Source organism: Mycolicibacterium rhodesiae, assembly GCF_002086695.1.
GTDB classification, from domain to species: Bacteria; Actinomycetota; Actinomycetes; order Mycobacteriales; family Mycobacteriaceae; genus Mycobacterium; species Mycobacterium rhodesiae.
The window spans coordinates 27479-49877 of sequence record NZ_MVIH01000011.1; the positions used below are offsets into that span (position 1 = coordinate 27479).

Annotated in this window: 24 protein-coding genes; 17 read left to right on the forward strand and 7 right to left on the reverse strand. The window is 67.4% G+C overall.

Going from position 1 to position 22399, the window contains the following annotated elements:
• Nucleotides 1-4 precede the first annotated feature (4 nt).
• The gene (locus BST42_RS20525) at nucleotides 5-688 is read right to left on the reverse strand and encodes a class I SAM-dependent methyltransferase (protein ID WP_083121169.1); all 684 of its coding nucleotides are present in this window, start codon (nucleotides 686-688) and stop codon (nucleotides 5-7) included.
• Nucleotides 689-793: 105 nt separating this feature from the next.
• Between BST42_RS20525 and BST42_RS20530 the strand changes: the two genes are divergently transcribed.
• Complete coding sequence (locus BST42_RS20530) at nucleotides 794-1318, forward strand: DUF1942 domain-containing protein (protein WP_165760890.1); 525 nt, start codon at nucleotides 794-796, stop codon at nucleotides 1316-1318.
• A gap of 21 nt (nucleotides 1319-1339) precedes the next feature.
• A complete protein-coding gene (locus BST42_RS20535; protein WP_083121171.1) occupies nucleotides 1340-1654 on the forward strand; it encodes a hypothetical protein in 315 nt (104 codons plus the stop codon).
• Nucleotides 1655-1658: 4 nt separating this feature from the next.
• On the opposite strand, the gene BST42_RS20540 is transcribed toward BST42_RS20535, so the two are convergent.
• Entirely contained in the window at nucleotides 1659-2339 is a 681-nt protein-coding gene (locus BST42_RS20540) for a guanylate cyclase (protein WP_110918706.1), read from the reverse strand.
• 37 nt (nucleotides 2340-2376) lie between these two features.
• Between BST42_RS20540 and BST42_RS29140 the strand changes: the two genes are divergently transcribed.
• Nucleotides 2377-2544, forward strand: a complete 168-nt coding sequence (locus BST42_RS29140; RefSeq protein ID WP_110918695.1) for a hypothetical protein — start codon at nucleotides 2377-2379, stop codon at nucleotides 2542-2544.
• On the opposite strand, the gene BST42_RS20545 is transcribed toward BST42_RS29140, so the two are convergent.
• A complete protein-coding gene (locus BST42_RS20545) occupies nucleotides 2541-3329 on the reverse strand; it encodes an adenylate/guanylate cyclase domain-containing protein (RefSeq protein WP_237159529.1) in 789 nt (262 codons plus the stop codon). The two genes, BST42_RS29140 and BST42_RS20545, sit on opposite strands and share 4 nt — an antisense overlap.
• A gap of 34 nt (nucleotides 3330-3363) precedes the next feature.
• Between BST42_RS20545 and BST42_RS20550 the strand changes: the two genes are divergently transcribed.
• The 3 genes from BST42_RS20550 to BST42_RS20560 all read left to right on the forward strand — a co-directional run bounded on the left by BST42_RS20550 (nucleotide 3364) and on the right by BST42_RS20560 (nucleotide 7928).
• Nucleotides 3364-4296, forward strand: a complete 933-nt coding sequence (locus BST42_RS20550) for a hypothetical protein (protein WP_083121172.1) — start codon at nucleotides 3364-3366, stop codon at nucleotides 4294-4296.
• 87 nt (nucleotides 4297-4383) lie between these two features.
• On the forward strand, nucleotides 4384-7005 hold the full coding sequence (locus BST42_RS20555) for a helix-turn-helix transcriptional regulator (protein ID WP_083121173.1): 2622 nt from the start codon (nucleotides 4384-4386) through the stop codon (nucleotides 7003-7005).
• 8 nt (nucleotides 7006-7013) lie between these two features.
• Complete coding sequence (locus tag BST42_RS20560; protein WP_083121174.1) at nucleotides 7014-7928, forward strand: 2-hydroxyacid dehydrogenase; 915 nt, start codon at nucleotides 7014-7016, stop codon at nucleotides 7926-7928.
• Here BST42_RS20560 and BST42_RS20565 read toward each other — a convergent pair.
• The gene (locus BST42_RS20565) at nucleotides 7912-8778 is read right to left on the reverse strand and encodes an alpha/beta fold hydrolase (protein WP_435406051.1); all 867 of its coding nucleotides are present in this window, start codon (nucleotides 8776-8778) and stop codon (nucleotides 7912-7914) included. The two genes, BST42_RS20560 and BST42_RS20565, sit on opposite strands and share 17 nt — an antisense overlap.
• 110 nt (nucleotides 8779-8888) lie before the next feature.
• On the opposite strand from BST42_RS20565, the gene BST42_RS20570 reads away from it, so the two are divergent.
• From BST42_RS20570 to BST42_RS20585, 4 genes are all read left to right on the forward strand, one after another.
• Nucleotides 8889-9362: a VOC family protein gene (locus tag BST42_RS20570; RefSeq protein ID WP_083121176.1), complete on the forward strand. Its 474-nt coding sequence runs from the start codon at nucleotides 8889-8891 to the stop codon at nucleotides 9360-9362.
• 80 nt (nucleotides 9363-9442) lie between these two features.
• Complete coding sequence (locus BST42_RS20575) at nucleotides 9443-10021, forward strand: Rv1363c family protein (protein WP_083121177.1); 579 nt, start codon at nucleotides 9443-9445, stop codon at nucleotides 10019-10021.
• A complete protein-coding gene (locus tag BST42_RS20580; protein WP_083121178.1) occupies nucleotides 10018-10593 on the forward strand; it encodes a hypothetical protein in 576 nt (191 codons plus the stop codon). The genes BST42_RS20575 and BST42_RS20580 overlap by 4 nt, the downstream gene beginning before the upstream one ends.
• 16 nt (nucleotides 10594-10609) lie before the next feature.
• The gene (locus BST42_RS20585; protein ID WP_083121179.1) at nucleotides 10610-11524 is read left to right on the forward strand and encodes an alpha/beta fold hydrolase; all 915 of its coding nucleotides are present in this window, start codon (nucleotides 10610-10612) and stop codon (nucleotides 11522-11524) included.
• Here BST42_RS20585 and BST42_RS20590 read toward each other — a convergent pair.
• On the reverse strand, nucleotides 11511-12314 hold the full coding sequence (locus tag BST42_RS20590) for an SDR family NAD(P)-dependent oxidoreductase (RefSeq protein WP_083121180.1): 804 nt from the start codon (nucleotides 12312-12314) through the stop codon (nucleotides 11511-11513). The genes BST42_RS20585 and BST42_RS20590 overlap by 14 nt on opposite strands.
• A 26-nt stretch (nucleotides 12315-12340) precedes the next feature.
• On the opposite strand from BST42_RS20590, the gene BST42_RS20595 reads away from it, so the two are divergent.
• The 6 genes from BST42_RS20595 (at nucleotide 12341) to BST42_RS20620 (ending at nucleotide 19951) form a co-directional block, all read left to right on the forward strand.
• Nucleotides 12341-13597, forward strand: a complete 1257-nt coding sequence (locus BST42_RS20595) for a WS/DGAT domain-containing protein (RefSeq protein ID WP_237159530.1) — start codon at nucleotides 12341-12343, stop codon at nucleotides 13595-13597.
• A gap of 75 nt (nucleotides 13598-13672) precedes the next feature.
• Nucleotides 13673-15469 (forward strand): hypothetical protein, encoded by a 1797-nt coding sequence (locus BST42_RS20600; RefSeq protein WP_083121181.1) that lies wholly within the window; start codon nucleotides 13673-13675, stop codon nucleotides 15467-15469.
• A 42-nt stretch (nucleotides 15470-15511) separates the two neighbouring features.
• Nucleotides 15512-16027 (forward strand): DoxX family protein, encoded by a 516-nt coding sequence (locus BST42_RS20605; protein WP_083121182.1) that lies wholly within the window; start codon nucleotides 15512-15514, stop codon nucleotides 16025-16027.
• Between the two features lie 135 nt (nucleotides 16028-16162).
• Complete coding sequence (locus BST42_RS20610) at nucleotides 16163-17899, forward strand: DUF3556 domain-containing protein (RefSeq protein ID WP_083121183.1); 1737 nt, start codon at nucleotides 16163-16165, stop codon at nucleotides 17897-17899.
• A 109-nt stretch (nucleotides 17900-18008) separates the two neighbouring features.
• On the forward strand, nucleotides 18009-19154 hold the full coding sequence (locus tag BST42_RS20615; RefSeq protein WP_083121184.1) for a thiolase family protein: 1146 nt from the start codon (nucleotides 18009-18011) through the stop codon (nucleotides 19152-19154).
• Nucleotides 19154-19951, forward strand: a complete 798-nt coding sequence (locus BST42_RS20620; protein ID WP_083121185.1) for a crotonase/enoyl-CoA hydratase family protein — start codon at nucleotides 19154-19156, stop codon at nucleotides 19949-19951. The genes BST42_RS20615 and BST42_RS20620 overlap by 1 nt, the downstream gene beginning before the upstream one ends.
• On the opposite strand, the gene BST42_RS20625 is transcribed toward BST42_RS20620, so the two are convergent.
• Nucleotides 19948-20817, reverse strand: a complete 870-nt coding sequence (locus tag BST42_RS20625; RefSeq protein WP_083121186.1) for an alpha/beta fold hydrolase — start codon at nucleotides 20815-20817, stop codon at nucleotides 19948-19950. The genes BST42_RS20620 and BST42_RS20625 overlap by 4 nt on opposite strands.
• 83 nt (nucleotides 20818-20900) lie before the next feature.
• Between BST42_RS20625 and BST42_RS20630 the strand changes: the two genes are divergently transcribed.
• The gene (locus BST42_RS20630) at nucleotides 20901-21497 is read left to right on the forward strand and encodes a TetR/AcrR family transcriptional regulator (protein WP_083121187.1); all 597 of its coding nucleotides are present in this window, start codon (nucleotides 20901-20903) and stop codon (nucleotides 21495-21497) included.
• Nucleotide 21498: 1 nt separating this feature from the next.
• Here the strand turns inward: BST42_RS20630 and BST42_RS20635 are convergent, their stop codons facing one another.
• Nucleotides 21499-22275, reverse strand: a complete 777-nt coding sequence (locus BST42_RS20635; protein WP_083121188.1) for a fasciclin domain-containing protein — start codon at nucleotides 22273-22275, stop codon at nucleotides 21499-21501.
• Nucleotides 22276-22399: the final 124 nt, after the last annotated feature.

A 22399-nucleotide genomic window follows, 5' to 3' on the forward strand; every position in this document is an offset into this window, starting at 1 on the left:
GAGCTCAGGCGTAGCAGACCCAGCCGCGGACGGTGAACGCCGTGAAGAATTCGGTGACATCGGTGAACCCCGCTTCGCGCAGAATGGCGCGGTCCTGGTCTGGCGAGAGAACGGGAACCTCGGTGGCGATGGCGTTGCGCGCCTTGTCGACGTCCGCGGCATCGATCCCCGCGGCGATGAGATTCGCGACATGCCGGCTGATCCACAAGTCCCGTTCGCTGCCGTGTTGCGGAAAGCTCATGTGCGCAACAACGAACGGCGCGCCGGGCGTCAACCGCTGGCGGACCCGTGCAGCTGTCTCGAGGCGGAGCTGCCGGGGCAGGAAGTGCAGTGTCAGCAGACTTGTCGCGGCGGCGAATGGGCCGTCCGGAGCGTCCTCGATGTATCCACGGTGCATGCGCACCCGCGCTGCATAGGGTCCGAGGTTTCGCGCCGCGAGCTCCAGCATCGCTTCCGACGGGTCAACGGCGTCGAACGTCCACCCGGGCTGGGCTTGGGCAAATGCCGTGGTCTCCAGCCCGCCGCCGGCGCCGAGCACCAGAACCCTGGCATCGGACGGCGCGCGCTCATCGATCAGAACCGTGGCCATCCGGTGGATGTCGCGGTAGGCGGGCACCATCTTCGCCGCGCGGGCGGCGTACATGTCGACAAAGTGTGGATCATCGAACGGGTTCGCTGTTGAGGTCACGTACCGATGGTGCTGATGCGTCGGCGATATCGGCAAGGAGATTTGCCAATCAGGCAAGACGGGCGCGACGCTGACGGAGGCGGGTGCCCGCGCTACTATCCGCCCATGCGCGGAACACGGTTGTTCAGAGTCCCTCTCGGCCTGTTGGCCGTCGTGCTCATGACTGCGGCATGCGGGAATTCCAACCAGACCGCCCAACAGTCGCCGCCCAGCACACCTGCCGGCACCTCGATGGCGCCCACTCTGGAAGCGGTCGCGTTCGGCACCAAGGTCGACATCGCGTCGTCCGACGGCACCGCGGCCTACACGATCGACAACCTGCAGCCGGTGCCGCCCGACGCCCAGATCGTCCCGGCCAAGGGCGCGATGTACGCCGTCGATGTGACGATCGTCGCCAAGAGCGGCACACCCACCTACAACGGCTTCTACCTCGTCGCGCGCGCCGCCGACGGGTCGAACATCGCGCCCGCCGTCGGTGCGGTCCGGCCCGGCATCACCTCAGGCCAGCTCACGCAGGGCCAGCGGGTCGCCGGCCACGTCGCCTACGACGTTCCGCCGGGTCAGACCATCACCGCGGTCCAATTCCGCGACCCGAAAGGCAAAGTGCTTGCAGTCTGGGGCTCGGGGTAAGTTCAGCTCGGGAGGTGCGTCATGCGATGGGGGATCGGACGATCGGTGACCGCGCTGTTCGGCGCGGCCGCCGCTGTTCCGATCGTGTTCGCGTCGGTGGCCTCGGCCGACACGGCGCAGGCGACCATCGACGATCTCCAGTCCCAGGGCTACGTCGTCGCCATCAACTGGGTCGACGGCAACACCGGTGCGCCGTTGTCGTCCTGTCGGGTGGTGGCCGTGCACAATCCGGATAGCTCGCCCGGGGAGTCGACCAGCGCGACCACCGTCTACGTCGACCTGTCGTGCCCGCACCGTGAGTCGCCGGTCGGTATCGGCGTCGGCGTCGGCTTCTGACGAATCAGTCTGTCAGGACCTGGATTTCGTCGCCGAGTCGATAGTCGTCGACCAGGGGTAGGGTGTCACCGCTCCAGAACCGGCCGGGATCGAACCAGTTCTCGTTCTTCTCGGTGGCCAGCAAGCCCATCTCCTCGTAGGTGATGGCCACCGTCTCCGCGCAATATGCCGTCTGCAACCCGATTTCACGCTCGGCCAGCTTGCGCCGTTCCGCGGATTGTCGAACCTTCTTGTGTACGAACGGGATTCCCCGCGTCCAGTCGCTGACGGTGGGCAGCCGACCACGGAGCCAGCGGCCGGTCAACCGCGCGGTCGAGGGGAACGGGGTGCCGTCCATCCGGGCGATCACCTTCAGCAGCTGATCTTCATGCTCGCGGGTGACATCCGGGGTGAGCTGGCGCAGCCAGCACCGCTGACCGTACTGATGCAGCCACTGTTCGATGGCCTCACGCGCATCGTTGAGCTGCACCCCACGGTGATTGGTGCCGGTCCACAGGTCCAGCAGCTTGTGGCCGAGCTCGGCGTGCCAGATCAGCGGCGGCAGATCGTCGATCGCCACCGTCATGCCGACATGGTTGACCGGCGCGTTGGTCAAAGTCTGGATCGCCCGGTCCGGGCCCGATCCGCCGCGGAACAACCAGACGTCACCGGTACGGGTTTCGTTCAGCGCCTGTGTCAACGACACGGTGTGCTCACTCACCAGCGCAGCATAATGTGATCGCATGCGCGGTATCTGGAAGTGGATCGGTCTGGCCGGTGCGGCCGGCGTCGTCGCGGGCGGGGTGCTCGTCGCGCGGGACCAACGGCGGCGCGAGGCATACACCCCCGACGAGATTCGCGCCCGGCTGCACCAGCGCCACGCAGAAGCCGACTCCACACCGAAAAGCTAGGCCACCGCGTACAGCCGGTGGCTGCCGCTGAACCCTTTGAGTTCGGCTTCTCGTCCCTCGTCGAAGGCCTGCTGATCGCCGACCGCGGTCCGTACCGGCTCGCTCACCAGGATCTCGCCGCCATCGGCCTGACCGGCGACTCGGGCCGCCATCGCGACGTTGCGCCCGAACAGGTCGTCACCGCGGCGCACCGACTTGCCCATGTGGATACCGATCCGCACCCGAATGCTGTTGTTTCGCAGCCTTTTCGCGTCGCGCGCCAATTCCCGCTGCATCGCCACCGCGCAATCCACCGCGGCGGCGGGATCGGCGAACGCAACCATGAACCCGTCGCCCTGACTCTTGACGACGTGGCCGTCGTGCTTGCCCACCAACCGCCGGACCATCCGGTCGTGGTTGCCGATGAGCTTGACCCAGGCCCGGTCGCCGATGCGTTCGTTGAGCGCAGTGGACTCCTCGATGTCGGAGAACATCACCACCACCTTGCCGTCGGGCGCCAGCCGAGCCAGGTCGGGTCGCTCGACGTCGGCCCAGTCGGCGAGTTCCTCGATCGAGGACCGCACCGCGCCGCCCAGGCCCTGGGTGCGGACCAGATTGGCGGTCTGCCACACCTGTTTGACCGCCTCTCGGCCGCCCGACCACAGCATGTTGCGGGTGTCCAGGCGCCCGCGCAGCTCCTCGGTTTCCCGCTCGCTCGCCGCCAGCCGTGAACGCATCACCAGCAGCGCGATCGCCTCGGCCACGACCAGCACCGCCAACACCGCAGCCGCGATCGTCCAACCCACTGTGCGCCGCCCTTCTGTCCGCGATCCTGAACAGATGATGCCTCCTTACTACGAGAGCAGATTCATCCGCGCGAATCACCCCCGGCGCGCGCAGGCGATCTGGCTGCGCTGGACGCGGCTGCTGCCCAAGCCCGGCGACGCGGTGGCCGACGTCTGGGTGATGCTGTTCGACCCCGACGGCGCGGGCAACCGTGCGCTGAAGGTGCCGCACCCCCTGGGCGACGCCGACTACCTGTCCGATCCCTGGTCGGCCAGGATCGCCGACAGCGTGATCGACGACGTCCAGGCCCGCGCGTCGCTCGACGGAGCGTCCTGTGACCTGGCCATCACGCCCGGTGACGAGCCGCCGGTCAAGCTCCTCACCGAGCGCTCCTATACGGCGAAGTTCCCGACCGCCAAGACCCTGGTACGGCACCCGCTGGCCCGCTTCGACGGCACGGTGACCCTCGGCGACACCCGAGTCGCCGTCGACTCGTGGACGGGCAGCGTCAACCACAACTGGGGCAGCAAGCACACCCCGGCGTACGCCTTCGGTCAGGTGTGCGGATTCGACGAGCACCCGAACTCGAGCCTGGAGGTGGTCACCGCGCACGCCGCCCTGGGACCACTACGGTTGCCTGCCACGACGCTGTTCGTCCTGCGCCATGCGGGCTGGGAGGTGGCCGTGCGGTCCATCCTGGCCGCACGGCACACTCGCGGTTCGTACGAGCCGTTCCGGTGGTCGTTCGGCGGCCGTACCGACGGATTCGAGCTGCACGGCGAGATTCGTGCCGAACCTGGCGACGTCATCGGGCTGACCTACACCGACACCAACAGTGCCACCAAGTACTGCTACAACTCCGCTCTGGCGAACTGTCGAATCACGCTGTCCGGCAATGGTCTTGACACCGAACTGGTGGCCGCGCGGCGGGCGATGTTCGAAATCCTGACCGATCAGCGGCACGGCGACGTGCCGTTGTTGGCGTAGCCCGGGCGGCCGACCGGTCGTCGCGCGGGTTTTTGAACGTTGAGCAATCCGCCCAGTCCAGGGCTTTCGCCTGCGTAAACTGCGGCCGTGGGGGACAGCCGTACCTGGCCTGTCATGCGTCGAGGCAAGGAACTCGCCGCGATCCAGGCGTCCCTGCAGGGCCGGCCCGGCCAATGCGGGACACTCCTTCTGGGCGACGCCGGTGTCGGGAAGACGACTCTGGCACGGATGGCCGCGCACACGTTGCGCACCGCGGCGGTGTGGGTCGCGGGCACCGAGTCCGCGCGTGACGTGCCATTGGGTGTGTTCGCCCATCTGCTCGCCAGTCCGATGCCCACCGACCCGGTGGCCATGCTGGCCGCCGCTTTTCACGCCGTCCGGCGGGAGAAGCCGGCGCTCATCGGTGTTGACGACGTGCACCTGGTCGACCACCTGTCCGCGACGCTGCTGCACCAGCTGGCTGTCGAAGGCTCGGTGCGCATCGTGGCGACCGCTCGCAGCGGCGAGCCGATTCCCGAGACGATCACCGCGCTGTGGAAAGACGGCTACCTGGCCCGGTTGGATGTCGCTCCCTTCAGCAAGGCCGAGTCGGTGGCGCTGATCGAGACGGCCCTCGGTGGACGGTTGGAGCGACTCTCCGCCGACCTGATGTGGGAAGCCTCCAGCGGCAACGCATTGTTCGTCCGGCACCTCGTCGAGGGAGCGCTGGAAGCCGGCACCCTCCGTCAGGTCAACGGTGTCTGGCAGCTGCGCGGCGAGACGGCGGTGGCCTCGAAACTGGCGCCGCTGCTGAGTAGCCGGCTCGACCGGTTGCCCGATGACGAACGGCGGGCTCTGCAGCTGCTGGCAGTCTCGGAGCCGCTCACTTTGGACGTGATGTCCGAACTCGTCGACAGCGATACGTTGGAACACGCCGAGAGGCGGGGGCTGATCCGCGTCGTCGATGGCAGCGGCACCGCTGACATTCACTTCACCCACTCGGTGATCGGTGAAGTCATCAGGCAGGGTCTGGGTCAAGTCGCGAGCCGACGCCTGCGGACAGAGCTGGTGGGCGCGATGGATCTGCACCCACCGCTGGGCCCGGTACAACGCGTGCGCCGCGCTGAACTGGCGCTGCACTCCGACAAGACGATGGACGCCGAATTCTTGTCCCGTGCAGCAGAAGACGCGATCGCACTGATGAACATCGCGCTCGCCGAGCGGCTGGCGCGTGCCGCCGTCGACGCCGGCGGCGGCCTGGTGGCCTCGGAACTGCTCGCGCGAACATTGCTGTGGCAGGGGCGGGCCCCGGAGTCCGAACTGATCCTGGCGTCCTTCGACCCCGACAGCCTCACCGAGTTCGAACTGGCCCGATGGGGCATGGCGCGGATCGCGAATCTCCAGTGGTCGATAGGAGACGCCGCAGCCGCAGCCGAGATCCTGAAGATGTTGCAGCAGAGGATTACTCACCCGCGGGTACGGGTGGGTGTCGACAGCCTCGCGGCCGCCCTGGCCGTACTCGACAATCGACTCGACGAGGCCGCCGAGCTGGCCGACAAGGTGCTGGCCGATCCGACCGCGCCGCCGATTGCCGTCGGGTGGGCGGTCTTCGGCGGTGGTATGGCGGCCGCGCTCAAAGGCTGCACCGCCGACGCGGCGCGGCTGGCCGCACGGGGCCACGAGGTCTACGACAACATCGACGGGCTGCTGCGGTTCCTGCTGGCGCTGGCCGAAGTGCGCGCCCTGACGCTGGCGGGCGATTTCGCTGCCGCGCAGGCACGTTCGGGTGACATCGTGCGGATCACCTCGCCAAGCCAGTACCGCGCTCGCGCAATGGCGAACGTCCTGTCCGGCACCGTGGAACTGGGCCGCGGGCAACTGCGGGTGGCGATGGGCCGACTCGAGGAAACGCTGGCCGCCCTCAGCGGCGAGGCGGCCGCCTCGTGGAATGTTCCGGCCAGACTGATTCTGGCGCAATGCTATTGCGGACTCGGCTACGACTCGGCCGCCGCGCCCTTGGTCGCCGAACTTCGGGAGCTGGTGGGGCGCGCGGCGACGATGTTCGAACCTGCGGTCCGCATCGCGGAGGCATGGCTGGCTGCAGCTATGGGTCATGTCAGCGGCGCGGTCACGATGGCTCTGCGCGCAGCCGACCTCGCCGCCGAGTCGGGCCAACGCGCCATCGAGCTGATGGCCCTGCACGCCGCAGCGCGGTTCGGGGACAAGACCTGCTTGCCGCGGATAGTCGAGGTGGCCGCCGTGATCGGTGGTCCGCTGGCGGCGATCGATGCCGCGCACGCCACCGGACTGATGAACAACGATGGGGCAGCGGTTCTTTCGGCGTCGCGGGAGTTCGAGCGGATCGGCGCCCTGTTGTCGGCGGCGGATGCCGCAGCGCAGGCCGCGGCACTCTTCGATGCCGCCGGACAGCGCAGGCAGTCACTGGAGGCCGCGGCGGCCGCCGACCGGCTCGGCAAGGAATGCGGCGGATTGAAGACACCAGCACTGATGGCCACCTCCCAGCCGCTGCCACTGTCCAGGCGGGAAAGCGAGATCGCCCACCTGGTGGTGCGCGGATTGTCCAACCGCGAGATCGCCGAGCGGCTCGTGGTGTCGACCCGCACGGTCGAGGGGCACCTGTATCGGATGTACCTCAAACTCAATGTCACCAGTCGCGAGGACCTGCGCGACATCATCCGCCGCGCGCTCGACGACGACGGGCCTGGTTGACTGGCGGTATGGCCATCCTCGTCGTCGGCAGGCTCGAACCGTCTCTGGAGAAGCAACTGACGGCGCGGCACACGCCGCTGCGATTTCCCGTCGACGCGCAGCAGGCCCACGAGGTCACGGTGATCGTGTGCGGTGGCCGACCGGGTGTCGATGCCGCGCTGATGGATTCGCTGCCGGCCTTGAGGGCCATCGTGAACTTCGGTGCCGGCTACGACGCCATCGACGTCGACGCGGCGCGCGAGCGGGGGATCGGGGTGAGCAACACCCCCGACGTGCTCAACGACACCGTCGCCGACACCGCGCTGGGGTTGATCCTGGACACCATGCGCCGGTTCAGCGCCGCCGACCGATACGTGCGGGCGGGCCGCTGGGCCACCGACGGGCCGTTCCCGTACACCCGCGACCTCAGCGGCAGCCGCGTCGGCATCCTCGGGTTGGGCCGGATCGGCTCGGCGATCGCCACCCGGTTACGCGGATTCGACTGTGCCATCGCCTATCACAATCGCCACGAGCTGGCCGACAGTCCGTACCGCTACTCCGCCTCACCGGTGGAATTGGCGGCGTCCGTCGACGTCCTGGTGGTCGTCACCGCCGGGGGATCCGGCACCGAGCATCTGGTGGATCGCGATGTGCTGGAGGCGCTCGGTCCGGACGGTTTCCTGATCAACGTCGCCCGCGGCAGTGTCGTCGACCAGGACGCGCTCATCGAGTTCCTGGAAGCGGGCCGGCTGGCGGGCGCCGGTCTGGATGTCTACGCGGCGGAGCCCGACGTGCCCGTCCGGCTGTGGGAACTCGACAACGTCGTGCTGTTGCCGCACATGGGCAGCGCCACGTTGCGAACCCGGACGGCGATGGCCACGTTGGCGATGCGCAACCTGGAGGAGTTCCTGGCCAACGGTCAGTTGGTCACACCGGTCTGGTGACGAACGAGACGACTGCTTCGCTGAACGCGTCGTTGTCGTCACCTGCGGCGGTGTGGCCGGCGTCGGAGAGTTCGACGAACTCCGCGCCCGGCACCTTCGCCAGGAAGTCCTGCACCCCTTCGGCGCTGACCACATCGGACAGCTTGCCTCGGATCAGCAGGATCGGGATCGTCAGTTCGATGGCGGCCTGCTCGAGCCGCTCCACCCGGCCGAACGGATCGTCTTTCGGTGCGGTGAGGAACGCCGGATCCCAATGCCAGAACCACCGGCCGTCCCGGAACCGCAGATTCTTCTTCAAGCCCTCAAGATTTTTCGGCCGCTTGCGGTGCGGCAGGTATCCGGCGATGGCGTCGGCCGCCTGTTCGAGGTTGTCGAAGCCGTCCACATTGCTGAACATGAAGTCCCGGATGCGGGCGCTGCCGTCCTTCTCGAAGCGGGGCACCACATCGACCAACACCAGCTTCGTCACCACGGCAGGCCCGGCCTCCTTGGCCACCAGGATGCTGGTCAACCCGCCCATGCTCGCCCCGATCAGCACGACCGGGCGGCCGATCTGCTCCAGCACGCGCAGCACGTCGGCGGACAGCGAGTCGACGCTGTAGTCGGCGTCGGGGGCGCGGTCGCTGTCACCGTGCCCGCGGGCGTCCAGCGCGATCACATGAAAACCCTGATCGGCCAGCACCTGGCCGGTGTTCTTCCAGGAGAACCGGTTCTGACCGCCGCCGTGCAGCATGAGGATCGTCGGGCGCTCAGCCGCCGACTCGACACCCCGGTTCCACTCGTCGGCCACGAGGGCGAGGTCGTTGGTGCCGCGGAACTCCACTGTCTGACCGCTGTTCGTGCTGCTCACCGGCATCCTCTCGACCGAACCTGAACAGCACGTTACATAGCGGCGCTATCGATGAGTTTCGGCACCCCGGCCGGTCAATCCCTTCGACTGTCCTGGAGAGGAGACCACCCGTGCCCACCATCACCCCGTCGTTGTGGTTCGACGACGACCTCGAGGAGGCGATGCGGTTCTACACCGGCATCTTCCCGAATTCGTCCATCGAGTACGTCAATCGCTACACCGACGCGGGGCCGGGCACCGCCGGCCAGGTCGTGTCGGCCGGCTTCACCCTCGACGGCACCCGGTTCGTCGGTATCAACGGTGGCCCGGTGTTCTCGTTCACCGAGGCGGTGTCCTTCCTGATCGAATGCGCTGACCAGGCCGAAGTCGACTACTACTGGGACGCTCTGGTCGCCGGTGGCCAGGAGTCGCAGTGCGGCTGGCTCAAGGACCGATTCGGCCTGAGCTGGCAGGTGGTGCCCACCCGGCTCTACGAGCTGCTGTCCGATCCCGACCAGACCCGGGCGGCCGCCGCGACCAAGGCCATGCTCGGGATGCGCAAAATCGTCATCGCCGATCTCGAGGCCGCTGTCGCGAACCCGTGACGGCCCTCACAGCGCCTACCGGTAGCCTTTCGCCCCAAGTGCGGGTGATCGGAGCCCGGTAACGCCGCAGAGGGAGAAACATGGCCGACGAGCCTGCCGAGCCCGGAGACGAGGCCACCACGGCCGTCGAACTCGGGGTTGACGGGGACACGCCCGCACCGCCGAGACCGGCGCGTTCGCATGTCCAGCTGGCGCTGATCGTGGGGACGGCCGTGGTGGTCGCTCTGGCCGCGCTCACGGGATGGCTCGGCTACCGGGCCTACGAGTCCAGGCAGACCGCGCAGCTGCAGCAGCTACTGGTCGGAGTCGGCCGCCAGGGCGCCCTCAATCTGACGACCATCGACGCCGCCGAGGCGGACAAGGATGTGCAGCGCATCCTCGACTCCGCCACCGATGCGTTCTACGACGATTTCGCGAAGCGGTCCCAGCCGTTCATCGAGGTGGTCAAGCAGGCTCAGTCCAAGTCGGTGGGTGAGGTGACCGAGGCGGGGCTGGAGTCGGTGTCGGGCAATGAGGGCCAGGTGCTGGTGGCCGTCACCGTCACCACCTCAAACCGGGGTGCGCCCAATCAGCCGAAGCGCTCCTGGCGGATGCGCCTGACGGTCAAAAAGACCGGGAACGACGAAGCGAAGGTCGCGAAAGTGGAGTTCGTACCGTGACGACTGAGGACGCCAAGCCAGACCCCGAGGTCATCGAGGAAGACGCCGCACCGGCGCCTGCTGCTGCCGATGCCGCACCGGCGAAGCGATTCAGCCTCGCCGGGGCGGTCGCCTTCGGGGTGCTGCCGGTCGTGGCGCTGCTGCTCGCGGCGGCGGCCGGTTATCTGCGCTATGAGGATTCGTCGCGCCGGGACGCCGACACCGCGCGCATCGAATCGGTGCAGGCGGCCAAGGACTCCACTGTCGCCCTGCTGAGCTACAAGCCCGAGTCGGTCGAGAAGGATCTCGGCGCGGCGCGCGACCGGCTGACCGGAAGTTTCCTGGACGCCTATACCCAACTGATCAACACCGTCGTCATCCCGGGCGCCAAGGAGAAGAAGATCTCTGCCCTGGCAGCCGTTCCCGCGGCGGCATCGGTCTCGGCCAAGCCCGATCATGCGGTGGTGTTGCTGTTCGTCGATCAGACAGTGGTCGTCGGCACCGATGCGCCGACCAACACCGCCTCCAGCGTGCGGGTGACGTTGGAGAAGGTCAAAGACCACTGGCTGATCTCGGGATTCGATCCGATCTAGTGAACGCCGGCGTTCGATGACCGAGCCGCGCTGGATTGACGTCTCCGCGCCGGCCGTGCAGCTGCGCGCACTGAGTTGGGGTCCGGATGACGGCCCAATCGCGTTGTGCCTGCACGGTTTTCCCGATACTGCCTACGGTTTCCGGAAACTGGCGCCCTACCTGGTGGCCGCCGGCTACCGGGTCGTCGCGCCGTTCATGCGCGGTTACGTGCCCTCGTCGCTTCCCGCCGACGGCAGCCAGCACATCGGAGCCGTGATGGACGATGCGCTGCGGGTGCTTGCCGCGTGCAATCCGACCGGAGCCGACGTTGTCATCGGCCACGACTGGGGCGCGATCGCCGCGACCGGTTTGGCTGCGATGCCGGACAGTCCCTTCACCAAGGCCGTCGTGATGTCGGTGCCGCCCTCGGCGGCGCTGCGGCCCGGGGCCGGCAGGAAGCTGGCCAACCGGGGCCGGCTGCTGCGTCTGCTTCCGGTGCAACTCCTGCGCAGCTGGTACATCAGCTACTTTCAGCTGCCGTTCGCCCCGGAGCGCTCGTCGTCGTGGATCGTGCCGCTGCTGTGGCGCCGCTGGTCACCCGGCTACAACGCCGCCGAGGATCTGCGCCACGTCGACGCCGCCATCGGCACCCCGGATCGTTGGCGCGCCGCGCTGGGCACCTACCGGGCCACCATCCGCAACACCCGCCCGCCGAGTCGCTACGCCGAGCTGAACCGGCTGTGGCTGGAGGTGCCGCGGCTGCCGACGCTGTACCTGCACGGGGCCGACGATGGTTGCATGACAGCGGAATTCACGCCGTGGGTGGCGGCTGTCCTACCGGCGGGCAGTGAAGTGGCGATCGTCGAGCACGCCGGGCACTTCCTTCAGCTCGAACAGCCCGAGGTGGTGGGCGGGCAGATCGTCGCCTTCCTGTCAGCTACTTCTTCTTGAGGCTCGGGTGGCTGCGGGCCAGCAGTGGTAGCAACAGCCGCTTGGGTGTGAGCGCATAGACCGCGGTAGCCGCGTAGTTGAGCCGGCCAGGCACGACGACTGCCTTGCCGGCTGCCAGTCCGTCCACGGCGGCCTTGGCGACATCTTCGGCCGACACCCACAGCGGCTTGGGCAGCGCGGCCTCGGCGTCTTCGTCGGAGATGCCGGCGGCCGCGCCGAATCCGGTCTTCACCGGACCGGGGCACAGGGTGGATGCCGTGACGCCGCTCGGTTTGAGTTCCTCGCGAAGCGCGTAGGTGTAGGAGAGCACGAAGGCCTTGGACGCACCGTAGACAGCCTGGCCGGGCAGCGGTCCGAAGGCGCCCAACGAGGCGACGTTGAGCACGGCTCCGCGCCGCCGGGCCGCCATCGCGCCGACGAATCGGGTGCACAGGTCGACGACGGCGGCCACATCGACCTCGACCACGTTGAGCTCGGCGGCCGGATCTGCGGCGGCCACCGGGCCGGTGGTCGTCAGCCCGGCGTTGTTGACCAGTATGTCGACGTCCAACCCGAGTTCGGCGACCCGGCCGGGCAGCGCGGCCCGATCCTGGGGTTGCGAAAGATCAGCGCCGACAACCGAACTCGGGCCAGGAAGCGATTCCGCGAGTGCGGTGAGCTGCTCGGTACGGCGGGCCACCAGCACGACGTGGTGACCGCGCGAGGACAGCACACGGGCGATTTCGGCGCCGATGCCAGAGGATGCTCCGGTGATCAGCGCGGCGCGGTCGGGACCGGGAGTCGGCAGCACCTGGCCAGCCTAGGACAATGGCCGCCATGGCTGCCAGCAGAGCGATGACCGCGGTTGACGCGCAGATGTTCTGGATGTCGGCCGTCGTCCCCAGCGATCAGCTGGTGCTGTACGCCTTCGACGGATCACCCGACTCGCCGGAGGACGCCGTCGACGAACTCCGCCGGCGCGCCGAGGCGTGTGACGAGTTGCGGATGCGGGTGGTGGACTATGGCCGGTGGCGATACCCGCGCTGGTGTCGCGGCGACGTCAGCGCCGATCAGTTCGTGCTGCACGACACCGGGGGAGTGGATTGGCAGGGCTGCCTGGACGCTGCCGCGCGGTTCCGCGGTGACCCGCTCGACCTTCACCGAATGACTTGGCGCGCACACATTTTCCCGCGCGTGTCGGGCGTGCCGGGGTGCAAGGGTGTGGGCTCGGTGGTGGTCATGCAGACCGGCCACGCCTTCGCCGACGGCACCCGGGGGACCCTGCTCGGCGGGGCGCTGCTCGGCCGGCGGCAGCCGGTGCCGGTGCCCGCGCCCACGCGGCGCGGTTTCCTGCCTGCCCGCGGTGTGGCCGCCGCGCGGGCGCATCGCCAACTCGTGCGCGACACCGAGGCCGGGCGGGTGCCGCCGGCCGCTCCGGGCGCCCCGCTGCTGAGCATCAATCAGCGGCCCCGCGCGACACCGGTGCTGCGGACGCTGGTGTTGCACCGCGACCGGCTGACGGAACCCACCGTCACCATCGGAGCGTTGGTGGTGATCGCCGAGGCGCTCGGTGGTTACCTCGCCGCGCGTGGCGAGGACACCTCGGCGCTGGCGGCCGAAGTGACGATGGCCGGACAACTGGGTTCGGGCGGGCACAACAACTTTCGCAATGTCGGAATCCGGCTGCACCCGGACGTCGACCGCGCCCGGCGGGCGGAGCTGATCGCAGCCGAGCTGACCGCCCAGCGCCTGCGCGGCGAGCACCCGGCGCTGCGGGCCTCGGCCGCGGCGTCCGCCGCCGTCCCCGCCGCGTTGTTGCGCTGGGGCGTGCGGCAATTCGACCCGGAGATGCGGTCGGCCACGGTCACCGGCAACACCGTGGTCTCCAGCGTGAACCGCGGGGCTGCCGATCTGTCCTTCGGCGGTTGCCCGGTCCTGCTGGCCGCCGGGTGGTCGGGGCTCTCGCCGATGATGAGCCTGACCCACGGAGTGCACGGCCTCGGCGACACCATCGCGCTCAGCGTGCACGCCGACCCGGACAACGTCGACGTCGACGACTACCTTGACCGGTTGCGAGCGGCGCTGGCGGTCTGAACATTTGCAGTCGACCGAGTGAAGCCCGGTCGACGGCGGCTACACCTAATTGCCCCGGATGATAATTCTGGGCCCATGGCGGATGTGGCTGTGGTGCGTTGGCTTCAAGCGGGTGCGGTCGCGGCCGGTGTGGGGGCAGCGATGCTGGCGGCGCCGGCGATCGCCTCAGCCGACGACGGCGGCGGTTCGGCAGCGCCGGCGTCGCACTCGGCGCGGCAAGCGGGCGCCGTTAAAGCGTCGGTTGTCGGCGAGCGTCGTCCCACGGTGGGTCCACGCAAGGTACAGGCCTCGGCGCGGCCGACTGCTGACCGACGACGCCCACGCTTTCCCGGCTTCCCCGGCCCGGTCACCGGCGTCGGGAATCCCACCGGAAACGACGATCCAAGCACATCCACCGAGATCGTCACCGGCCTCTTCCGCGAGATTCTGCGCGCCGACCCCACCGCGGAGCAGTTGACGCGCTACACCGCCGTGTTCGACGCGAGGGGTCAAGCGGCCGTGGTGAACCGCCTCTACACGTCGACGGCCTTTCGTCAGCAGCAGGTCAACAGCTATTACCTCGAGCTGCTCGGAAGAGCGCCCACCGCAGGAGAATTGGCGGCGGGCACCATGGAGTTGCGGATGGGTGTTCCCGAGCCGCTGGTGGTCGCCCAGGTGGCCAGCACCCGGGAGTTCTACCGGGTGAGCGGCGGCACCGCCGACACCTATGTCCAGCTGCTCTACCGGAGCCTGCTGGGTGAGCCGGCCGATGCCGGCCAAGCGGCCATTTACGTCCAGGAGTTACGGTCCGGCCGGCCGACGCAGGTGGTGGCGGTCCAGTTCATCAAGGCCAACGCGTTTCGCGCCGTGAAGATCCAGGAGATCTTCCAGGTCGTCCTCGGCCGGGCGGCCACCGACACCGAAGTCGCCTCCTACCTCGGTAGCTGGATTCGCAACGGCGGCCTGGCCGGCACCGCGACGAAGGTCCTCAACAGCGCCGAGAACACCGGACGGATGACGACGGACGGGGTACCGCTGCCCGACATGGTTGCCGTCGACCAGCTGCAGCAGATCCTGATGGCACGGTACAACGAGGACCCGGACGGCTTCGTCAACCTGTTCAACACCTACCTCAAGACCGATCCCGTCACCGGTGAGCAGTGCCCGAGTACTTGCAACACACCGCTTTTGGCCTTGATCACCACCGGTGGACTGACCCGAGGCATCCCCAACCAGGCCATCGCGGTCACCCCGATCACCGCAGCCGTGAGCAGTCTGTTGCCGACGCAGAACGAGATCGATGCGACCAAGGCGCTGGAGGATCCGCTGCAGGACCCAGACCTGCTCGAGGACTACCTGGCCGGCGGCACCGTGCTCGCCAAAAGCGTGATCCTGACCGCCGACGACGGGCTCTACATCGTCGACGGTCACCACCGCTGGGGTGGCCTCTATGTCATCAACCCGTACTCCCAGCTGAGCTCGATCGACCTGGGCTACGTGCCCAACGCCCAGGAAGCGCTCAAGGAGACGCAGGTCGCCATCGTGGCCGAACAGGGGTACCTGAGTGCGCAGACCGTCACCGGCGACAACCTTTACACGATCAGCAAGGACGACTTCGACGACTTGGTCGAAGGTCTGATCGACAGTGGCGACGACAAAGACAAGATCCTGAAGATCTTCAAGAAGGAGAAGGATCTCACGAGCATGGCTCAGATTCAGGATTACCTGTGGGCCAACGTGATTCGGATGCGCCAGTTCAACGAGCCGGTTGCGGGAGCCACCAGCCGCGGCTACATGCCTCAGCCACCGAACAGCGACTACCAGCCGCTGATGCACTGGATGGAGAACGGCGCACTGAGCTACACCATGCCGGTCATCGGCTACGTGGGCTGAGCGCCTGCCCAGCACGTGGCGTAATGCTCTAGGTTTACCTCCATGACTGCCTACAGTGTCGGACTGCTGATCCTGCGTGTGGTGCTCGGCGTGACCATGGCCGCCCACGGCTACAACAAGTTCTTCGGCGGCGGCCGGATCAAGGGGACCGCCGGCTGGTTCGAGAGCATCGGCATGAAGCCCGGCACCTTTCACGCCCGGGTGGCGGCCAGCACCGAGATGGCGGCGGGCATCGGCCTGGCTCTGGGCCTCTTGACGCCGATCCCGGCCGCGGGATTCGTCGCGCTGATGCTCGTCGCGGCCTGGACGGTGCACCGGCACAACGGCTTCTTCATCGTCAAAGAAGGCTGGGAGTACAACCTGGTGCTGGCGGCCGCGGCCATCGCGATCGCCGCGACCGGCGCGGGCAAGTACAGCCTTGACTATCTGCTGTTCCACGGCACCAGCGCCTACCCGTGGCTGCACGGCTGGTGCGGCCTGCTGATCGCGTTGGTGCTCGGCCTTGCCGGCGGTGTCGGCCAGCTGGCGATCTTCTACCGCCCGCCCGCCAAGGCCTGACAGTTCCCGTCGCGAGCAGACACAAACTCGGGCATTTTTGCCCGAATCCGCCCGAGTTTGTGTCTGCTCGCGGAGAAGTCTCGCCGCGCGGGAATTCGTACCCGTGCGACTAGAACACGTTCTAGTCTTTTTGCCATGGGATTTCTGAAGCAGGAAGTGCCCGTCATCGACTTCGAGACGTGGAGCAAGGGCACGCGCGCGGAGAAGATCAAACCGATGGCGCGGCACTGGGCCGAGGTGGGCTTCGGCACGCCGGTCGCCCTGCATCTGTTCTACGTCATCAAGATCCTGCTCTACGTCTTCGTCGGAGCGCTGTTCGGTCTGGCCACTACGGGCATCGGCGGACTGACCGACATCGGGTCGTGGTGGTCGGAGCCGATCGTCTACGAGAAGGCCGTGCTCTACACGATGCTCTTCGAGGTCGTCGGCCTCGGCTGCGGCTTCGGCCCGCTGAACAACCGGTTCTGGCCGCCGATGGGGTCGATCATCTATTGGTTGCGCCCCAACACGATCCGGCTGCCACCGTGGCCCAAGCTGGTGCCGCTGACCAAGGGCGACAATCGTGGCCCCGTCGACATCGCGCTCTACGCGGCGCTGATCGTGATGATCCTGGTGGCGCTGTTCTCCGACGGCACCGGGCCCGTCCCTGAGCTGGGCACCGAAGTCGGTCTGCTGCCGACCTGGCAGGTCGCGACGGTCGTGGCGTTGCTGGCGCTGGTGGGTCTGCGCGACAAGGTGATCTTCCTGGCCGCCCGCGGCGAGGTGTATGGCGCGTTCGCGGTTGCGTTCCTGTTCTCCGGCGTCGACATCATCATCGCCGCCAAGCTGGTGTGCATGGCGATCTGGATCGGCGCCGCGACCTCCAAGCTCACCCGGCACTTCCCGTTCGTCATCTCCACGATGATGTCCAACAGCCCGGTGGTGCGGCCACGCTTCCTGAAGCGGATGTTCTTCAAGAAGTTCCCCGAAGACCTTCGGCCCGGCCCGATGTCGCACACGCTGGCCCACATCAGCACCGCCATCGAAATGCTGATCCCGTTGGCGCTGTTCTTCTCCCACGGCGGATGGCCGACCACGATCGCGGCCATCGTCATGGTGTGCTTCCACCTCGGCATCCTGTCGGCGATTCCGATGGGTGTGCCGCTGGAGTGGAACGTCTTCATGATCTTCTCGGTGCTCTCGCTGTTCGTCGCGCACGCCCAGATCGGGATCACCGACATCACCAGCCCGTGGCCGATCCTGCTGTTCCTGGCATTGGCCACCACCGTCTTCCTCGGAAACACGGTGCCGCGCAAGGTGTCCTTCCTGCCCGGAATGCGCTACTACGCAGGCAACTGGGACACCACGTTGTGGTGTGTGAAGCCGTCGGCCGAGGCGAAGATCGAGCAGAACCTGGTGACGATCGCCAACATGCCGGCCGCGCAGCTCGAAAAGTTCTACGGCAGTAAGGAAGCCGCGCAGATCCCGTTGTTCATGGGGTACGCGTTTCGCGCCTTCAACACCCACGGCAAGGCGCTGTTCACCCTGGCCCACCGCGCGATGGCCGGTGGGAATGAGGAGGACTACTCGATCACCGACGGTGAGCGCATCTGCAGCATGGCGATCGGCTGGAACTTCGGCGATGGGCACATGCACAACGAACAGCTCATCGCGGCGATGCAGCGACGCTGCCACTTCGAACCCGGCGAGGTGCGGGTGGTGCTGCTCGACGGCCAGCCCCTGCATCGGCAGCGGCAGGAGTACCGGCTGGTGGACGCCGCGACCGGCGAATTCGAGACCGGCTATGTCAACGTCGCCGACATGGTGAACCGACAGCCGTGGGACGACACACTGCCGGTGCATGTCACGTCGGAGCGGCGGGCAGGAGCGTAGCGACTCGGGGATCGGCATGGCTGACCGAACGGTTGGTTGACCCGCTTGACGGTCGTCAAACGGCGTGTGTTTTGATCCAAAGATCACCCCGTCGTAAAGGAGTAGGCCGATGGCTGAAGCGGTAATTGTCGAAGCTGTACGTTCACCAGTCGGGAAGCGCAACGGTGGTCTGTCCGGTGTGCACCCCGCTGAGCTGTCGGCCCAGGTACTCAACGGTCTGGCGCAGCGGGCCGGCATCGACCCCGAGATCGTCGACGACGTCATTTGGGGATGTGTCATGCAGGCCGGTGAGCAGGCCCTCGACATCGCGCGGACCGCGGTGCTGACCGCAGGCTGGCCCGAGTCGGTACCCGGTGTGACCGTCGACCGCCAGTGCGGCTCCAGCCAGCAGTCGGTGCACTTCGCCGCCGCCGGTGTGGTGGCCGGGCACTACGACGTCGTCGTCGCCGGTGGAGTCGAGTCGATGTCGCGCACCCCGATGGGCGCCTCGCTGGCCAACGGCGGGAACCCCTACTCGGCCGGGTTCAAGAGCCGCTACGACCGCACGCCCAACCAGGGCATCGGCGCGGAGATGATGGCCACCAAGTGGGGCCTGAGCCGCACCGATCTCGACCAGTTCTCCCTGGACTCCCACGAAAAGGCCGCTGCTGCACAGGATTCGGGCGCCTTTGAGGACCAGATCGTGGGAATCAAGGATTCCGAAGGAAACGTCGTGCTCAAGGATGAGGGCATCCGCCGCGGCACCACCCTGGAGAAGATGGGCCAGCTCAAGCCGGCGTTCTCCGAGGACGGCGTGATCCACGCGGGCAACTCCTCGCAGATCTCCGACGGCTCGGCCGCGCTGCTGTTCATGTCGGCGGAGAAGGCAAAGTCGTTGGGCCTCAAGCCGATCGCGCGGGTACACACTGCGACGCTGGCCGGCTCTGACCCGGTGATGATGTTGAGCGGCCCGATCCCGGCCACCCAGAAGGCACTCGCCAAGTCCGGCCTGAGCGTGGACGACATCGGTGCATTCGAGGTCAACGAGGCGTTCGCGCCTGTTCCGATGGCCTGGCTCAAGGAGATCGGCGCCGACGAGAAGAAGCTCAACCCCAACGGCGGCGCGATCGCGCTGGGCCATCCGCTCGGCGGCTCCGGTGCCCGGCTGATGACGACGCTGCTCTATCACATGCGCGACAACGGAATTCGCTACGGTCTGCAGACCATGTGCGAAGGCGGCGGCCAGGCCAACGCCACCATCCTCGAGCTGCTGTAGTGACCGACGTGCAAGCCCCCGCCGCTCTCGGAGAGCGGCGGGGCAACGTCCTGCTCATCACCATCAACCGCCCGGACGCGCGCAACGCGGTGAACGGCGCGGTCAGCACCGCCGTCGGCGATCTGCTCCAGCAGGCTCAGGACGACGCCGACGTCTGGGCGGTGGTGATCACCGGTTCCGGTGACAAGTCTTTCTGCGCCGGGGCCGACCTGAAGGCGATCTACCGGCGGGAGAACCTGTTTCACCCGCAACACCCGGAGTGGGGTTTCGCCGGTTACGTCCGGCACTTCATCGACAAGCCCACCATCGCCGCGGTCAACGGCACCGCGCTGGGCGGGGGGACCGAACTGGCCTTGGCCAGCGACCTGGTGGTCGCCGAGGAGAGCGCCAAGTTCGGGTTGCCGGAAGTCAAGCGGGGCTTGGTCGCCGCGGCGGGTGGCGTGTTCCGCATCGTCGAGCAGTTGCCGCGCAAAGTGGCCATGCAATTGCTGTTCACCGGCGAACCGATCACCTCGGCCGAGGCGCTCAAGTGGGGCCTGATCAACGACGTCGTGCCCGACGGCACCGTCGTCGACGCGGCTTTGGCTCTGGCGCAACGCATCACCGTCAACGCGCCGTTGGCGGTGCAGGCCAGCAAGCGCGTCGCGGTCGGTGTCGACGACGGCGTGATCACCGACGACGAAGCCGGCTGGACTCGCACCATGCGCGAGATCGGGCCGCTGATGAAGTCCGAGGACGCCAAGGAAGGCCCGCTGGCCTTCGCCGAAAAGCGCCAGCCGGTCTGGAAGGCGCGCTAGGAACTGCTGCGGAGCGCGGCGACCACCGCGTCCGGAGCTTCGGTCTGTGGAAAGTGGCCGACGCCGGCGAGTTCGGTGATCGTGGCCTGGGGGAGTAGGCGGGTCGCTTCCCACAGCACATGCTGTCCCGATACCGGGTCGGACAGTCCCCAAACCAGATGAAGTGGGCGGTCCCACGCGGCCAGAGCCGCCTCCCAGCGGCGGTGGTGGCGGGCGCGCTCGGTGTTGTAACGAATCAGCAAGTGCGCCAGCTTGTGTCCGCTGTCCCGGGAAATCCCCTCCCAAAGTTCGTCGAACTCGGCGTCGGTCAGCTTGGTGTCGCCCCAGACTGCCGCGAGTCCCTTGCGCAGTGTCGTCGCCGAGATCTGCGCGGCGATCAACCGGCCCAGGACGGGTGTGTTGAGCAGTTTCTGCAGCCGGGTCGGCCGATAGGCGCTGTAGACGATGCCGCAGTTCAAGATCGTGAGGCTGTCGACGGTGAACGGCAGGCGGCCGCCGAGTTGGCGGTCGGCGATTTCCTGGCCGACGATTCCGCCGTAGTCGTGGACGATCAGGTCCACCGAGGTCAGCCGCAGGTGCGCCATCAGATCCTCGACGATGTCTGCGGATTCGGTCACCGAGTAGTCGTGCGGGGCGGGCTTGTCCGACGCGCCGTATCCGAGGAAGTCGACGGTGACTACGTCGTGGTCGCGGGCCAGGTCGGTCGCTACCGCGGCGTAGTCGTAGGACCACGTCGGGAATCCATGCAGCAGAAGGACACTCGGTCCGCTGCCGCGTCGCCGGTAGGCGACGCGATGGCCACGGCGGGTGTGCAGGTGTTCGCACTGCGTCATCCACTCGGAGGCGCTCGGGACATTGTCGACCATTGGTCCTCCGATGCATCACCACATTCAGATACAGTTGTGTATCACAATGCAGAAGTGTCAGCCCACTGTCAACAGGAGTGCGTATGCCCCGACTGTCGCGGGCCGAGCAGCGGGAGGAGACCCGCCGACGGCTGATCGAATCGGCGGCAAAGGTGTTTTGTCGCACGGGTTTCGAAGCCGCGCCCATCGATGTCATAGCCGAGGAGGCGGGCTTCTCCCGCGGAGCGTTCTACTCGAACTTCGAGTCCAAAGACGAACTGTTCCTCGCCCTACTGAGCGGGCATCTGGACGCCGAGATCGAAACACTCAGCCGCGCGCTTGACCGGATCAAGGCAGCCGACGAGCTGGCACCTGCGATAGAGCGTCGGTACCGCGTGCTGGGTGAAGACAGCAGCTGGTGCTTGCTGACGACCGAGTTTCAGCTGTATGCGATGCGCGGCGGCAAGATGGCCGGTCAGTTCGCGACCATCTACGAGTCCTACCGGCAGCGCCTGGGTGAGCTGATCGAGACGCACTTCGACCGGCTCGGAATCGTATCGACGCTGAGTCCGTATGAGTTCGGCGTCGCCCAAGTAGCTCTATCTCATGGGCTGGCACTGCAACGGGCCGCCAACAAGGCGCTGGCGTCGACGCTGCCGGCCCGCGCCCTGGCCACGTTCGTGCGTGGCGCTACCGGCTGAACTACGCCGTCGCGGGCTTGCTGGTCGTCGTCGGAGTCGCCGACGTCGACTCGGCCGGGGCTGATGTCGTGGTGGTCGGCGTCGTGCTCGTCGTGCTGGTCGCCTCGTTCGGGGCTGGCGCATCGGCCGGACTGAGCACGGTGTCGATCATGTAGATGTACGCGCCGCGAGCTGTGTAGCCGCACACCAGCTTTGCGGTGTCGTTGACCTTGATGTCGCCGCCCTTGCCGGTCACGTTCACCGGGCTGCCCTGCTGCGTCGGCATCTTGCCGTGCAGATCATCGGGGCCCAGGTAGCCGAGCACCAGGTGGTAGTACAGCGTCGACGTCAGTGCCGCCGGGTCGCTCTTCAACTGGGCCAGCGTCGCTTCATCGAGCTTGGCGAAGGCATCGTTGGTCGGCGCGAACACCACGTACGGGCCGCCGTCGATCACGCTGCCGATGTTGACGGCCGGGTTGAGGCCGCCGGAGATGGCCGCGCTGAACGTGCTCAGGTCCGGGTTGGCGGCGATGGCCGCCGTCGCCGGCTGATTGCCCATGCTGGTGAACGAGCCGGAGCCGCTCGGGATGCGGTTCTTGTAGGCGTCACAGCCCGAGCCCTGCGGGTCGGGAATCTGGGTCGGTCCGACCGCCGGGAAGGCCGACGTTGTCGTCGTCGGGGCGGCCGGGGTGGTGGTGGTCGGCGTCGGATCGGCATACGCCTGCACGGCCGTCGGGATCGCGACTGCGATGGCGGCCACTGCTGCGGCGACGCCAAGGGACTTGGTACGAGTGCTCACTTCGGCTCCTTATCGAGTCTCTAGTGGAGTCGGCGAAATGCGGGTCCCCGTTACCGCTGCGCCCCGACGAATCGTACTGGCAGCAAAGCTTCAGTCTCAAAACGGCTGGTGAAGCTGCAGTTCA